12 protein-coding genes are annotated in these 14,795 nt (G+C 57.5%); 10 read left to right on the top strand and 2 right to left on the bottom strand.

Annotated elements, in window-relative coordinates; translation table 11 throughout:
* Nucleotides 1-155 precede the first annotated feature (155 nt).
* A complete protein-coding gene (locus tag IAE37_RS11355) occupies nucleotides 156-1,217 on the bottom strand; it encodes a LysR family transcriptional regulator (protein ID WP_201173463.1) in 1,062 nt (353 codons plus the stop codon).
* Here IAE37_RS11355 and hpaH point away from each other — a divergent pair.
* The 10 genes from hpaH (at nucleotide 1,206) to IAE37_RS11305 (ending at nucleotide 12,729) form a co-directional block, all read left to right on the top strand.
* On the top strand, nucleotides 1,206-2,009 hold the full coding sequence (hpaH, locus tag IAE37_RS11350; protein ID WP_201173461.1) for a 2-oxo-hept-4-ene-1,7-dioate hydratase: 804 nt from the start codon (nucleotides 1,206-1,208) through the stop codon (nucleotides 2,007-2,009). The genes IAE37_RS11355 and hpaH overlap by 12 nt on opposite strands.
* A complete protein-coding gene (locus tag IAE37_RS11345; protein WP_201173459.1) occupies nucleotides 2,006-2,803 on the top strand; it encodes an aldolase/citrate lyase family protein in 798 nt (265 codons plus the stop codon). The genes hpaH and IAE37_RS11345 overlap by 4 nt, the downstream gene beginning before the upstream one ends.
* Nucleotides 2,804-2,847: 44 nt before the next feature.
* Nucleotides 2,848-4,323, top strand: a complete 1,476-nt coding sequence (locus IAE37_RS11340) for an aldehyde dehydrogenase family protein (protein WP_201173457.1) — start codon at nucleotides 2,848-2,850, stop codon at nucleotides 4,321-4,323.
* A 15-nt stretch (nucleotides 4,324-4,338) separates the two neighbouring features.
* Nucleotides 4,339-5,205 carry a hypothetical protein gene (locus tag IAE37_RS11335; RefSeq protein ID WP_201173454.1) on the top strand — a complete coding sequence of 289 codons (867 nt, stop codon included), beginning with the start codon at nucleotides 4,339-4,341 and terminating at the stop codon, nucleotides 5,203-5,205.
* A 42-nt stretch (nucleotides 5,206-5,247) separates the two neighbouring features.
* Complete coding sequence (locus tag IAE37_RS11330; RefSeq protein ID WP_201173451.1) at nucleotides 5,248-6,555, top strand: MFS transporter; 1,308 nt, start codon at nucleotides 5,248-5,250, stop codon at nucleotides 6,553-6,555.
* A gap of 21 nt (nucleotides 6,556-6,576) precedes the next feature.
* Complete coding sequence (locus tag IAE37_RS11325; RefSeq protein ID WP_201173446.1) at nucleotides 6,577-7,524, top strand: fumarylacetoacetate hydrolase family protein; 948 nt, start codon at nucleotides 6,577-6,579, stop codon at nucleotides 7,522-7,524.
* A 38-nt stretch (nucleotides 7,525-7,562) separates the two neighbouring features.
* Nucleotides 7,563-9,053: an aldehyde dehydrogenase family protein gene (locus tag IAE37_RS11320; protein ID WP_201173432.1), complete on the top strand. Its 1,491-nt coding sequence runs from the start codon at nucleotides 7,563-7,565 to the stop codon at nucleotides 9,051-9,053.
* A 213-nt stretch (nucleotides 9,054-9,266) separates the two neighbouring features.
* On the top strand, nucleotides 9,267-10,349 hold the full coding sequence (hppD, locus tag IAE37_RS11315) for a 4-hydroxyphenylpyruvate dioxygenase (RefSeq protein ID WP_201173430.1): 1,083 nt from the start codon (nucleotides 9,267-9,269) through the stop codon (nucleotides 10,347-10,349).
* Between the two features lie 2 nt (nucleotides 10,350-10,351).
* Nucleotides 10,352-10,909, top strand: coding sequence for a VOC family protein (locus IAE37_RS11310; RefSeq protein ID WP_201173428.1), 558 nt, complete (start codon nucleotides 10,352-10,354; stop codon nucleotides 10,907-10,909).
* A 704-nt stretch (nucleotides 10,910-11,613) separates the two neighbouring features.
* Nucleotides 11,614-12,729 carry an OprD family porin gene (locus tag IAE37_RS11305; RefSeq protein ID WP_442967796.1) on the top strand — a complete coding sequence of 372 codons (1,116 nt, stop codon included), beginning with the start codon at nucleotides 11,614-11,616 and terminating at the stop codon, nucleotides 12,727-12,729.
* A gap of 88 nt (nucleotides 12,730-12,817) precedes the next feature.
* Here the strand turns inward: IAE37_RS11305 and IAE37_RS11300 are convergent, their stop codons facing one another.
* Nucleotides 12,818-14,782: a S9 family peptidase gene (locus IAE37_RS11300; RefSeq protein WP_201173426.1), complete on the bottom strand. Its 1,965-nt coding sequence runs from the start codon at nucleotides 14,780-14,782 to the stop codon at nucleotides 12,818-12,820.
* Nucleotides 14,783-14,795: the final 13 nt, after the last annotated feature.

Here is a 14,795-nt window from a genome sequence, read left to right as displayed (position 1 = left end):
TGTCTACACAACTGCGGTGGCGATCCCTTTGGGGGTGGTGCTCCGCTCCCATTGCGCTTTGGCTTCCGACAGCGCCAACCCAAGGTGGTTTTAGTCGTACCAGGTACGTTGTCTCTCTTGAGCCTCAACCACCGCCTTGCGTGTACTACGATGTCTCACATAGGTAATTGCTGTGGGCGCTTTGCCCAATGGTGCAACCAGGGTTTCAAAAATTCAGCGAAGCCATCCGCAGCGGGCGATAAATTACGAACGGTTGAATGGTATAGGCAGACCGATCGAAGAGTTTCTGGATCTTCGACTCTGTGCATCTGCAGGCCAAATTGTTCGGCAAGGCAACCGACATAAGCTGGTGCAAGCGTCGCTGCCAAACCGTGTGCTGATAGGCCGAGAGCGGTGGTGATGTTGTCGACGATTTCCACTGGAGTGACCCGTTCACCCTCCGGCGCACTTGCCTGCATAGGTACCACACTACGCTCATGATCGCGGCCCGCGGCCACAAGATGGACATCATGGAGATCACGCCAGGTGATGCGCTTGCGCGATGACAGTGGGTGTTCAGTGGAGCACCACAAGACCCACCTGCTTTCGAACATTGGCTGGCGAGCTACGTCATTTCCAACTGGGCGATCAGGTCCAAGCGCCAGATCGACATCACCTGTGGCAACTGCGTCTGCGAGCATTTCCACCGGAAGATCCCTGATGCGGATGACCACTTTCGGATGAAGTTGCTGGTAGGCCTTGATCGCTTCCGGCAAAGCTCTACAGGCAAGTACCAGCGGTGCGCCGATTCGGACCATACCGGCTGCTCGATTGCGCACATCCGCAGCGGCACTCTCGCACGCGCGCGCATGGCGCATCGTCGATTGCACAGAAGCCAGAAAATCTCGGCCGGCTGCGGATAAGCCGACCTTCCGGGTCGATCGGTCAAATAGCCTGAAACCAAGCACCTTCTCAAGCTCGGCCACGAGTTGGCTGACGGCTTGCGGCGTCATACCCAGCCGTTCGGCGGCACCGGCAAAGCTTCGCAACTCAGCCACGCATACGAACGTTTCGAGCTGGCGCAAGGTGAATCTGAGGAGTGCCATTATTAACAACCAATGCTTGATAAAAGAGCAAATTTCTTTGCTTTTTGTTGATAAGTCAATCCCGCAGACTTCCCTCCAACACAAAGACAACAGGCCACCAAAGGCCGGGGAGATTTTGCAGTGCTTGACCAAGCAACCTGCCAAGCTTTGGCTTTCGAACTGGAGGAGGCTCAGGCGTCACGCACTCAAGTGCGACACCTGACCCAGCGTTACCCAGACCTGACCATCAGCGACAGCTACGCCATTCAGCGAGAGTGGATTGCGTTGCAATTGGCCGGGGGACGAAAAGTAATTGGTCACAAGATCGGCCTGACGTCCCGGGCCATGCAAATCGCTTCGCAGATTACCGAGCCGGATTACGGCACCTTGCTCGACAACATGCTGTTGGCCGATGGTGCAGAAGTCGAAGCTTCCCGATTTATCGTTCCTCGCCTCGAGGTGGAACTGGCCTTCATCCTCGCGCGACCACTGCGCGGCCCGGATGTGAACCTGTTCGATGTGCTCAATGCCACTGATTACGTGGTTCCGGCATTGGAACTGATTGATGCACGCATCGAGCAGCTCGACCGGGATACCAAGGTCCCTCGTCAGGTCCGCGACACGATCGCTGATAACGCTGCAAACGCAGGCATCATCCTTGGTGGCCGCCCCATGCGTGCAGATCAGGTGGACTGGCGCTGGGCTGGAGCTTTGCTTCTCAAAAATGGCGTCATTGAAGAGTCAGGCCTGGGGGCTGCAGTACTCAATCATCCGGGCAACGGGGTTGCGTGGCTGGCCAACCGTTTCGCGCTGCACGGCGAGGGGCTTGAGGCTGGTCAGATCATCCTGGGCGGTTCGTTTACCCGGCCAGTGGCGTGCGCCGCGGGTGACACCTTCCATGCTGACTACGGCCCGCTGGGGTCGATCTCGCTGAGGTTCGTATGAGCGCTGGTTGCTTCCGCCAGGCGTTGGCTGGCGGTCGGACGCAAATTGGTTTGTGGCTCGGTCTTGGTGATGCATACACCGCAGAATTGTGTGCCAGCGCCGGGTTCGATTGGGTGTTGATCGATGCCGAGCATGGCCCAAATGATTTGCGCTCGATTCTCGCGATCCTCCAAAGCTTGGCGGCCTACCCGGGTAACCCTGTCGTACGTCTTCCCCACGGCGATCCTGCGCTGATCAAACAAATCCTGGAAACCGGCGCTCTGTCGCTCATGGTGCCAATGGTCGACACCGCCGAACAGGCGCGCGACTTGGTCAGTGCCATGCGCTATCCGCCGCAGGGTATCCGCGGCGTTGGCTGTGGCTTGGCGCGCTCGTCACGCTGGGGGGCAGATAGCCGCTATCTCACGGAGGCCAACGATCGGGTGTGCCTGTTGGCGCAGGTTGAGACGGTGGAGGGGCTCGCCAATTTAGCGCAGATCGTCGGTGTTGATGGGGTCGATGGTGTGTTCTTCGGGCCGGCTGATCTCAGTGCTTCGATGGGACTGATTGGCCAGCCGGGACACCCGGACGTGGTAGCAGCCATCGAAAACGCCATCGATACCGTTGTCCGTGCCGGCAAAGCGGCCGGTGTGCTCAGCACTGATCCCGTCCTCGCCGCGCGTTACCGAGACCGAGGTGCACGGTTTGTTGCCGTAGGGGTAGATGCCTCGCTGCTGGCTCAATCCACTCGCACGCTGCTGAGCCAATTCCGGGAAACGACATCTCAACCGTCGCTTGGCTTCTCGGGCTACTGAGCGCATTGCGCTGGAAACTTCATCAACGACAACAAGGAACAACCATGCCAACTGCTCTTATTGATGTGGCCGGTGTACAGGTTTCGCCGGACCATTACATCGATGGACAGCGGATTGCCTCCGCATCGACTTTCGAGCTGTTCAGCCCGATCGATCAACAAGTCCTGGGTCACATTGCCGAAGGCGAAGCTGAGCATGTCGAGGCCGCCATCGTAGCCGCCGAGCGCGCCTTCGTGTCTTGGAGCGCATTGAGCGCTGTGCAACGCAAAGTATATTTGGATCGCTTTGCTGAAGAGATCGGTAAGCGTGCTGAGGCTTTCTGCCAATTGGAAAGCACGGATGCGGGCGTATTGTTGTCACGCATGCGCCATGGTGTGATCAACCGAGCGAAGCTCAACATCAGCTGGTTCGCCGAGCACGCGCTGACGCTACAAGATCGCTGCCTCGAAACCGAACAGGCGAGCCACCGTATCCGGCATGATCCCGCAGGTGTGGCGGTGATCATCACCCCCTGGAACTCTCCTTTGATGCTGGCCACCTGGAAGCTGGGGCCCGCACTTGCCGCAGGCAATACTTGCATCGTCAAACCGCCAGAGTGGGCGCCGTTAACCAGTTCGCTGTTGGCCGATGCAGCCCACGCTGCAGGGTTGCCGCCAGGGGTGCTTAACATTGTGCAGGGAACGGGTGCTAAAACCGGTGCTCGTCTGGTCAGTGACCCTCGCATTGCCCGAATCTCTTTCACTGGTAGTGTGCCGACCGCCAAGGTGATTGCAGCATCTGCTGCTGCCAATCTGGTGCCATGCAGCTTGGAGCTGGGCGGCAAAAGCCCCTTCATCGTGCTTGAAGATGCTGACCTGGACAATGCCGCTGCCACCGCCGCGCTGATGTACCGCAATGCCGGTCAGGTCTGCCTTGCTGGTACTCGTCTGCTGGTTCACGAACGAGTAGTTGAGGGCTTCATAGCGGCCATGCGCAGCTATGTCGAAAACTTGGTAATCGGCGATCCAAGAGACGCATCCACTGAAGTTGGGCCGGTCATTCACCCTCGCCAAGTCGAGCGTATTCAAGGGTTCATCGAGCGCGCCGTGGCCACGGGGGCCAAGGTGTTGTGGGGCGGGGACAAGCATCCATATGGAGCCCAGTACCTGCAGCCGACCATGATCACTGGCGTCGAGCAGTCTGCTGAAATCGTGCAGAACGAGGTGTTCGGACCGGTACTCACCCTGCAGACCTTCAGCAGCGACGAGCAAGCGATTGCCATGGCGAACGGCACCGACTTCGGGCTGGGCGGTGTGTGCTACGGCGAGACTGCTCATGCGACTGGGCTGGCTGAACAAATTCGTACCGGATTCATCTGGGTCAACAGCTTCGGTATTCGCGATCTGGCTGCTCCATTCGGCGGTATCAAGCGCAGCGGCATTGGCCGCGAGGGCGGGGACTGGAGTTTCGAGTTCTTCTGCGACGTTAAAGACGTTGTAGTCCCGAACAAGCCTTTCCGCGCCAGTTTCAGTCAACGATAAAAAGGAATATTCAACATGGGACAAATCGTCGGCGCGGCCATTGTGTCGCACCACCCAGGATTGATGCAGTGTGAGGAGTTTCGCCGGGCCATGGGCGCTGGGCAAGACTCAGACCTGATTGCCGGATTCGCGCGTCTGCGAGAAAAAATCCAGGCCGCCCAGCCGGATGTCGTCGTGATCTTCGACAGTCATTGGTTCACCACCGGTTATCACTTGGTCGATGCCAGCGCCCACTACCAGGGTCGCTACACCTCCGATGAGATGCCGTGGTACCTGCACGGCGTTCCTTATGCCTACCGCGGGCATCCTGCGTTGGCCCAAGCCATCGAGCGTGTGTCGAGAGAGCAGGGCGGTTACAACCGAGCTATTGCTCACCCTGACCTTGAGCGTCAGTACGCGACGATCAACGTGATCAAACTGGCGGGTTTGGAAACTCTCGACATCCCTGTTGTGACAGTCAGCTCATGCCAGAACTGCGAATGGCCACAGTTCTTGCAATCGGGTGAGTCAGTGGGTGAGGCAATTCATCGTAGTGATCTCCGTGTAGTCCTATTGGCGTCCGGAGCGCTGAGCCACAAATTCAACGGCATTGACTGGAAGCCCAACAACCCCCGCATTTTCCACGAAAGCAATGTGTCGTCGACTGCCGCCGTGGAGAGTGACAAGGGCGCTATCGCCTTGATGGCTGAGGGGCGTCATGACCAGATTCTGGCGCGCTGGGATGAAGACTACCGCCGTCAACCCTGGGAGGCGTTCGGTGCTCACTACCTGCAAATGATCGGTGCCCTCGGCGGTGCCAACTGCCAGGCCAAAGGCGAGGCGCTGTCCGCCTACGAGAACGCGCGTGGTACGGGCAACATCCACGTCTGGTTCGACCTCTGATTTTCTTTCAGTAACAAGCACAATAACAACATGAGGCACCCCATGAATGGTAATGCCATTACCGACTCTGTTCCGCTGGCCGCGTTAGACGCCGAAGACGCGACTTACGCCCAGGTCACGCGGCGCTTGATCCCTTTTCTTTGCCTGTGCCTGATCATTGCCTTCCTTGACCGGATCAATGTCAGCTTTGCCAAGTTGCAGATGATGGATGATCTGCATTTCAGTGAAGCTGTTTACGGGTTAGGGGCAGGTGTGTTCTTTCTGGCCTATTTCGTTTTCGAACTCCCAAGCAATCTGATCATGCACCGCGTCGGCGCGCGCCGATGGATCGCGCGAATCATGATCACCTGGGCACTGCTCACCGGTGCCATGGCATTTGTCCACGACGAGACCACGTTCTATATCGTGCGCTTCTTGCTCGGCGCAGCCGAAGCCGGGTTCTTCCCAGGCATCGTGCTTTATCTGACCTACTGGTATCCGGTAAATCGCCGCAGCCGCATCATGGCTTTGTTCATGTCGGCTATTCCGATTGCCGGCCTGCTCGGCGGGTTGTTCTCGGGCTGGATCATGGACTCTCTGGACGGTAGCCACGGCTTGGCAGGCTGGCAGTGGCTGTTTGTGGTCGAGTCGATTCCATCGATGGCAGTGGGTATCGCCGTGCTGTTCTACCTCGATGACGGTATCAGTAAGGCGCGCTGGCTGACTGACGAGCAGAAGGCGTTGTTACAAGCGCGCATCGACGGAGAGAGCAAGACGAAAACAACGATGTCGCTGGCCGCGGTGCTCGGTCATCCACTGATCTGGATGTTCGCACTGGTGCATTTTGGTAGCTCCATGGGGCAGTACGGATTCGGCTTCTGGTTGCCTTCGATCATCAAGGCAACCGGTGTCGAGAGCACCACCCACATCAGCCTGTTGTCAGCCATTCCCTACGCCTTCGGAGTGGTGGCGATGATCCTGGTCGGCCGCCATTCAGATCAAACCGGTGAGCGCCGCTGGCATTACTGCGGCGCAGCAACCATCGGTGCGTTGGGGCTAGTGCTGGCCGTGGTTTTCCAGCACAACACCATGGCCGCCATGTTCGCCCTGACGCTGGCCAGTATGGGGCTGCAAAGCATGGCGCCGATCTTCTGGTCCATGCCTACCGGCATGCTCGGTGGCGTAGCTGCAGCGGCAGGGATCGCGCTGATCAACTCGATCGGCAACCTGGCAGGCTTCTTCAGCCCCTATCTGGTCGGTTGGATCAAAACCAACACCGGCACCACCGCAAGTGCGATGTACATCATTGCAGGCTTTGTACTGATGGCTGGGCTGCTGGTCGTTACGTTCGTGCGCACGCGCAAGCACTGATCATATAAAGAGGTTTTACTCATGGATTTCGAATTTCCGATGCAGGCCCTGCCTGAAGTCATGCGTGGCCCCCGCGTGGAGCGCCGCCGGGTGTTGTTGGGCGGTACTGCCTGTTGGGGAACGTTGATCGAAGAGGGTGGTGATGCCGGGCAACTGCGCCTGGATGACGGCCGGACAATCCCCAGCGAAGGTCAGGCATACCTGCCGCCTGTGCAGCCGCGCAAAATCATTGCAGTGCACATTAGCTACAGCTCTCGCAGCTTCGAGACCCGCAACAAGGCTAAGCCTACCGAGACGCCAACGTATTTCGTCAAACCAACGACTTCCCTCAACGGCCATGAGGGGCAGATTCACAAGCCTGCCGACTGTCAGTACCTGAACTATGAGGGCGAGTATGCGGTGGTCATCGGGCGTACCTGCCGCAACGTTACGCCGGACGAGGCCTGGGCCTACATCGAGGGCTTCTGCCCAGCCCTGGATATGGGCCTGCAAGACTTCCGCGACACCGACCAGGGCAGCATGTTGCGAGTGAAAGGCTCCGATACGCTGCTGCCCATTGGGCCCGGCATCGTGCGGGGTGTAAACCTGTTCGAGCAAACCCTGCGCACATATGTCAACGGGCAGATTGTCCAGCAAGCGCATATTGGTGATGAAACCATTTGGGGGCCGCATTACGTGATTGCCGACCTGGCGCGGCACATCACGCTGGAGGCAGGTGACGTGATCCTCATGGGCACCCCATGCCATTCGCGCAGCATCGATGCTGGCGACGTGGTGGAGTGCGAAGTGACGGGTATTGGCCGCATCCGTGGTCAAGTGGTCGCTATCGATGCGCCACGCGCCTCGGCACTCGGTGTGGGCCATCAGCCCACCGACAGCCCTGAAGTACGCCGTGTGGCTTTGGGCTTCGATGAGAGAGTACCGGCCTTGCTCAAGGAAAACCTGTCACGCGCCCGCGGGCAGGGCTGATCGTTGTACGCCAGCATTGCCAGCCTGACGTGTTGGCAATGCTGATCACTCCCTCTTGCAATGCCACCGGAGTTACCCCACAGATGTATCGCAATTTGATCAATGATGAATGGTTGGAAGGCCTGAATGCCTCGACCAACATCAATCCTTCCGACACCCGTGATGTCATCGGCCACTATGCGCGTGCCAGTCAAGATCAGGCGCGGATGGCGTTTGCGGCTGCCAGTCACGCTCTCCCTGCTTGGAGCAGTCGCGGGCCTCAGCAACGTTGTGATGCGCTGGACATGATTGGCAGCGAGATCTTGGCGCGCCTGGATGAGTTGGCTGACCTGCTTGCTCGTGAAGAGGGCAAGGCATTGGCGGACGCGCGTGGTGAAGTCTTGCGTGCGGGGCAGATCTTCAAATTTTTTGCTGGCGAATGCCTTCGCCAGCCGGGCGAGGTTATGGCATCCACTCGTCCCGGAATGACGGTAGAAGTTACACGTGAGCCGGTTGGTGTCATCACCGTGATCACCCCATGGAATTTCCCACTTGCCATCCCGGCTTGGAAGATTGCTCCGGCGCTGGCGTATGGCAATACCGTGGTATTCAAACCCGCCGAATTAGTGCCCGGTTGTGCCTGGGCGTTGGCCGAGATCATTGGGCGTGCTGGGCTGCCCAAGGGCGCGTTCAACCTCGTGATGGGAAGCAGTCGCGAGATTGGCAGCGTCTTGCTCGAAGACCCGAGGCTTTCTGCGATCACCTTCACGGGCTCCGAGGGTACCGGGCGCAAGGTAGCGCAGGCTGCGGTAGGCCGATCTGGAGGCATGGCGCGCTTCCAACTTGAAATGGGTGGGAAGAATCCGCTGGTGGTGCTGGACGACGCTGATCTCGATGTCGCCGTTAGTTGTGCTCTGGATGGCGCATATCACGCTACCGGGCAGCGTTGCACCGCTTCGTCTCGTCTGATTGTCACCGACAAGATGCACGATCGTTTCGTGGCAGCCATGCTGTCCAGGTTGCCCGATCTGAAAGTGGGTGATGCGCGCAATGCAAGTACTCGCATCGGTCCGGTGGTCGACGGTGAGCAGTTGGCTGAAGACGTGGCATACATCCGCCACGGTGTCGCTGAAGGGGCAGAGCTTGTTTACGGTGGCCAAGTAGAGCATGAAGTGGATGGCAAGCCTGGATTTTACCTGCAGCCAGCTCTGTTTGTCGGGGCTGCCTCCAACATGCGAATTTGTCAGGAAGAGATCTTCGGGCCTGTCGCAGCGGTAATCCGTGTGGCGGACGCTGAGGAGGCACTGGCCGTGGCTAACGATACGCCATTCGGTTTGTCGGCAGGTGTATGTACCACGTCTCTAAAGTGGGCCGCTGTGTTCAAGCGTGAGCTGCAAGCAGGGATGGTGATGATCAATGCGCCGACGGCAGGCGTGGACCCGCATGCGCCGTTTGGCGGGCGAAAAAGCTCCAGCTACGGCCCAAGAGAGCAAGGGCGCTATGCCGCTGAGTTTTTCACGCAGGTGAAGACTAGCTATATAAACCCCTGATCCTTGACGCTTAGCCCTTTGATGTGGAGGCGATTTTCGGCTGCCCGCATGGATTGCTCACATTCCATGCCGGATATGGCTACGTGCTGCAAGAATCGGCTAACCCCACGGCGACCCCCTTCGTTAGGCTCCTCGTTAGTAATCAGCTTCGCCACCAACCACCCGGTTGATGGCGAAGCTTTCGCATTTATCTAACAAGAAAAGGAGCATACGATGGCGATATCCAACCATAACCCCATGGGCTTGATGGGCTTTGAATTCATCGAGTTTGCCGCCCCTCAAGAGAACACGCTTGAGCCTGTATTCGCCATTATGGGGTTCGTCAAAGTTGCTACTCACCGTTCCAAGAACGTGCATCTGTATCGACAGGGCGAGATCAATCTCATACTCAATCATGAACGGTCCGGACCGGCTGCTTTCTTCGCGATGGAACATGGCCCATCAGTCTGCGGCATGGGTTTCCGAGTTGCCGATGCGCAGCAAGCCTACAACCGCGCTCTGGAGCTAGGTGCACAGCCAGTAGACCTTCCTACTGGCCCGATGGAGCTACGTCTGCCAGCCATCCGGGGTATTGGAGGGGCACCGCTTTATCTCATCGACCGGTTTGAAGAAGGCGCTTCGATTTACGACATCGATTTCGTGTTCCTGCCAGGAGTTGACAGGCATCCCGCAGGCGCAGGTTTGAAGCTCGTCGATCACCTGACCCACAACGTCTACCGTGGGCGTATGGCCTACTGGGCAGACTTCTATGAGAAGTTGTTCAATTTCCGCGAGATTCGCTACTTCGATATCAAAGGCGAGTACACGGGATTGACCTCAAAGGCCATGACCGCTCCGGATGGAAAAATTCGAATTCCACTGAACGAAGAGTCTTCGAAAGGCTCCGGGCAGATCGAAGAGTTTCTCATGCAATTCAACGGCGAAGGTATCCAGCACGTTGCCTTCCTGACCGATGATCTGTTGGGCACGTGGGATCGCCTGAAAGCGCTAGGCATGCGATTCATGACGGCGCCTCCCGACACCTATTACGATATGCTGAAAGAGCGGCTGCCAGGTCATGGTCAGCCAGAAGAGGAGCTGCAGTCGCGCGGCATCCTGCTCGATGGTACGACTGAAGGTGGTACGCAACGGTTACTCTTGCAGATCTTCTCGGAAAATCTTGTTGGTCCTGTGTTCTTCGAATTCATCCAGCGAAAGGGCGATGACGGCTTCGGTGAAGGTAATTTCAAAGCGCTTTTCGAATCGATCGAGCGCGACCAAGTGCGCCGGGGCGTTCTGACCGCCGAGAAGGTGTGACAATGAGCAATCTCATCAGCAAGATTCACCACGTTGCTTATCGTTGCAAGGATGCTCTGGTGACGGCTCGTTGGTATGAGGAGCACCTTGGCATGAGCTTGATACTGTCCATCGCCGAGGACGCGGTGCCTTCTACAGGAGAGGCCGACCCGTACATGCACATCTTCTTGGATGCTGGCATGGGGAATGTCCTGGCATTTTTTGAGCTGCCCGCAAGGCCTGAAATGGGGCGTGATCCAAACACTCCCGAGTGGACCCAACATTTGGCTATGGAGGTTGACTCGCTGGATACGCTGCTTGCGACCAAGGCCAAGTTGGAGTCTTCGGGGATCAAGGTTTTGGGGCCTACGGACCATGCGCTTTTCAAGTCGATCTACTTCTTTGACCCAAGTGGCCATCGACTGGAACTCGTGGCACCAACCATCAGAAAGGGAATGCTTGAGGCCCTTGGCGAGGTCAAATGGGACATGCTTGAAGAGTGGTCGACTACCAAGCGTGCTCCGCATCATGCGGCATGGATGCATGACGGCAGGTACAAACAAATGTTCAGTGAGGCTTGAGCGAAATCCTGGGTTGGAGATATGACTTCAACCCAGGGCTTTACCGTCTCGCACTACCGGAATTATCAGCCGTTCACGCCCCGGCAGGTGAAGTGAGCGCAAGGTACATTTTGGGATATCTGCGGAGCGACATCGAGCTGGCCGATCTCGCTGACGGTGCTGGAGTCAACCGCTCGTTGAGCGAAGGTTTCCAGGGGCTCTCTAACAGTCACCGATGCGCATGTCGAGGCACTGCATCTCGACGCTGCCTGCAACGAAATGCTCAACAGTGACTAAGGGCGTCTGGTCTCAGAGGGTGTCGAGGTTTTGGGGCTCTACTACCTGGAGCGTTTCAGCGAGCAGTATTGGCTGCGCATCTGATGGCTGCAGCCACGCACCCCGCGCAAATGAACACAAATCCGCCTGATGCGGATAGTGATTGCTGGATTTGGCTAACGGCCTTTGTACTGCCTCGGTAGCCTGAAGGAGCTGGGCAACGTGGGTATTTTCAATCTTGAAGAGATTGAGTATTTGCCTCGTACCTTTCATAGGCCAAGTCCGCCTGCCAGCGGCGGACAGTTCTGATAATAAAAACAATGAAAATGACAAAAAGCGCTACCACCACGGCGGTACTCTGCCTGGGTTCTCTATCTCTGTACGCCGATAACGTTCTCGCTGACTTCGTAAATGACAGTCATGCTGTGATAGACGCTCGGAACATGTACATGAATCGCGATTTCCGTAATTCAGGTACTCCCGGGCCAATGCGGGACTGGGGGCAAGGCTTCACATTGCGCTTCACTTCAGGTTTCACGGAAGGTGTCGTCGGGGTTGGGGTCGACGCCATTGCCCAGATGGGCATAAGGCTGGATGCGGGCCAGCAAGGCAGTACCACTAACCTGCTGGTGCTCGGTAGTGATGGCAAAGCCGAAAACGAGTGGTCTGAAGCTGGTGCTACGGCCAAGATCCGCTTCGCCAAGTCGCAACTGTCGGTGGGATCGCTTCAACCCAGCTTGCCGGTCGTGATGTACAACGACACGCGATTGCTTGCGACACGCTACACCGGCGCGATGTTCAACTCTAAAGATATCGACAACCTCAACCTGACCTTCGGCCAGCTGACCAAAGTCAACCTGCGCGACTCGACTGATAACAAGGAGATGGCGTACGCCTACAACGGCCTGAGTGCGGGCGATTTCGATTTTGCCGGTGGTGCATACAATCTCACCAAAGATCTGGCTGTGAGCTACTACTACGGCCGTCTTGAAGAGGCTTATGCCCAGCACTTTGTGGGCTTGAACCACACTGCTGAGTTCTACCCTGGCTGGAAACTGCTAACAGACCTTCGTTATTTTCACAGTGATGATGAGGGTAGGGCAGTCGGCGGCGTGATCGATAACGACTTCATCAACGGCATGTTCACCGTCGACACCCAGGGCCATACATTGAGCGCGGGGTGGCAGAAACTATCCGGAGATGGCAACTTCCCATTCCTATCCGGTGCTGATCCTTACTCGGTCAACCTGGTGACACACAACACCTTTGCGAAGCAGAACACCCGGGCCTGGCAGCTACGGTACACCTACAACTTTGCGGCGATGGGTATCCCAGGCCTGTCCTTCATGACGCGCTATGTGCAAGGGCGGAGCATCGAGGCAGCAGGTGCCAGCGATGGCCATGAGTGGGAACGAGACATGGACATTGCCTACGTGATCCAGTCCGGCCCGTTGAAGGATCTAAGTCTGCGTTGGAGGAACGTCTCGTTCCGTTCAGGCAATGGCCTGACCACGGACCTTGATGAGAACCGGGTCATCCTCGGGTATCAGATCGCCTTGTGGTGAGGTGCGTAGTCAGGCGCTGAAAAGCGGGACAACTTAGCGATCAATGCATCGAAGGGGCATGCGCAGTGATGCCCCTGCTGATCGAGTATCAGTCTAGTCGTTCGATCGTGGCGGTGTGGCCGAGTACTTCATGATCGTGCGCGGGTTCAACGCGGCCACCTAGGTGCTGAGCCAGAAATGCTTCAACCAGGCTGTTGAACAAGATGCGGTTTGGCGGGCGCTGGAAGCCGTGACCTTCATCAGCGAAGTGCACGTAGGTGTAAGGCACCCCATTACGCTTGAGTGCATCGACCATCTGCTGGGACTCCGACATCTTGACCCTCGCGTCATTGGCGCCTTGACCGATCATCAAAGGCCTGGCGATCTGCCCGGCAAAATGCATTGGCGAACGCGATTTTAGTAACCGCAAGCCTTCTTCGGTCGCCGGGTCGCCGATGGCACGATGCAACATAGCGCGGAAGCTCTCCCAGTATGGCGGGATGGTTTCCAGCAAAGTTTCAAGATTCGACGGGCCAACAATCCCGACGCCGCAGGCGTACCGCGTGGGATGGCGTGTCATCGACCACAGTGTGGCATACCCGCCGTAACTTCCTCCCAGGATCGCAACGCGTTGAGGGTCCGCAATACCTTGCTCGATCGCCCAGTCAACGGCATCGACCAGGTCGTCGTCCATCGCGGCTCCCCATTCGCCGTCGGCCGCAGTGATAAACCTTTTGCCGAAGCCTGTGGAACCGCGGAAGTTCACCGCCATCACGGCATACCCACGATTCGCCAGCCACTGATGCATTGCAACGTATCCATGAAAGTCACGTGCCCATGGGCCGCCATGGACGACAAGCACCAGAGGAATGGGTGCCAGGCTCTTCAATGGCTGGTGCGGGTCTTCCAATCCCACAGGCAGCGTCAGGTAAGTCGTCAGTTCCAGTCCGTCCCTGGACCTGAGCGTGGTGCTTTGCATACGCGCAAGATGAAAGTCCAGCAGCTCTGGCCGGCTGACGAACAAGTGTTCGAGCCTCGAAGACATCCGGTGGTAAAGATACGCTGCGCCAGGAAGGCGGTCGGAGGACGCTTCGATGACCCAGATCTCATCGGAATTGGTCCGGCTGCTGATGCTCCATTCACCATCAATCTGTGCGTCGAGGAACTTCACATCGGCTGTGATTTTATCATTGAGCAGAAGCCGCGTTTTTCGCTCATGGTAGATGGAGTACGCCAGTGGCTCGTAGGTGAAGTTATCGACCAAGAGCCCTCCGATGTCCGCCCGATCATCGAACGCCAGCAGGGCCGCTTTCTGTTGATCTGCCGTTTCTGAAGGCCATGGGTAGGCGAATAGGGCGGCCGTGTCACGGTTACGGCTATCCAGGACGTATACAAACGCCCCATCAGCGCTGAAGTGTGAGACGGAGGTGGTGCTGGCGTCTTGAGGCTCGAGTGTTAGCCAAGGCAGCCAGGTGTCGCCGCTCTTGCGAAGGTACGTCTTGCGTCCGTCTGGTTCGTTCTGGACGGCTAGGTTGGCCCGGTAGTGATCATCGACGATGAAGTTGCTAAACCCCGGGTTGGTTTCGACCATTACCAGCTCGCCGCTGGGAATGTGCAAGCGATAGAGGTCGGCATAACGCGGATCGCGTTGGTTGAGTTTGACGAGGATTTCGTCCTGTAATCCTGGTCTAGTGCTAACGGCCGCTACGGATGCCCGGGCGCCGGCGAAGGGCGTCAAGTCAATTGGTTGCTGGGCAGAGGACGGCGATACCGCGAACAGATGGAAGTTTTCGTCACCGCCCTGGTCCTGGCTGTAAATCAGATAGCCGTTTTGCGACCACCAGGCCGAAGAGATCCCGCGACCTTTATCCTGTGTGATCGCTTTGGCTTTGCTGGGATCGTTGCTGGGGCAGACCCAGACGTTCATGACACCGTCGAGGGGGGCGCACCAGGAGAGGTATTCGCCGTTTGGGCTTATACGGGCACTGATCCGGGACGGGTTGCCGAACAACAGGGCGCGCGGGATAAGCGGCGTCTGCGGGTTATCTGCTGAAACGGAATGGGCGTTCTTCATGAGTGTCCTTGCA

Origin of the sequence: Pseudomonas sp. S31 (genome assembly GCF_016648105.1) — a bacterium.
Lineage (GTDB): Bacteria > Pseudomonadota > Gammaproteobacteria > Pseudomonadales > Pseudomonadaceae > Aquipseudomonas.
This window is presented reverse-complemented; position numbering and strand designations above follow the sequence as displayed.

Bases quoted from the DNA above. Each gene is read 5' to 3' on its own strand.
- IAE37_RS11305 (WP_442967796.1), top strand. From the start codon at position 11,614: ATGAATCGCGATTTCCGTAATTCAGGTACTCCCGGGCCAATGCGGGAC.
- hppD (WP_201173430.1), top strand. From the start codon at position 9,267: ATGGCGATATCCAACCATAACCCCATGGGCTTGATGGGCTTTGAATTC.
- IAE37_RS11320 (WP_201173432.1), top strand. From the start codon at position 7,563: ATGCTGATCACTCCCTCTTGCAATGCCACCGGAGTTACCCCACAGATG.
- IAE37_RS11325 (WP_201173446.1), top strand. From the start codon at position 6,577: ATGGATTTCGAATTTCCGATGCAGGCCCTGCCTGAAGTCATGCGTGGC.
- IAE37_RS11330 (WP_201173451.1), top strand. From the start codon at position 5,248: ATGAATGGTAATGCCATTACCGACTCTGTTCCGCTGGCCGCGTTAGAC.
- IAE37_RS11335 (WP_201173454.1), top strand. From the start codon at position 4,339: ATGGGACAAATCGTCGGCGCGGCCATTGTGTCGCACCACCCAGGATTG.
- IAE37_RS11310 (WP_201173428.1), top strand. From the start codon at position 10,352: ATGAGCAATCTCATCAGCAAGATTCACCACGTTGCTTATCGTTGCAAG.
- IAE37_RS11300 (WP_201173426.1), bottom strand. From the start codon at position 14,782: ATGAAGAACGCCCATTCCGTTTCAGCAGATAACCCGCAGACGCCGCTT.
- IAE37_RS11340 (WP_201173457.1), top strand. From the start codon at position 2,848: ATGCCAACTGCTCTTATTGATGTGGCCGGTGTACAGGTTTCGCCGGAC.
- IAE37_RS11345 (WP_201173459.1), top strand. From the start codon at position 2,006: ATGAGCGCTGGTTGCTTCCGCCAGGCGTTGGCTGGCGGTCGGACGCAA.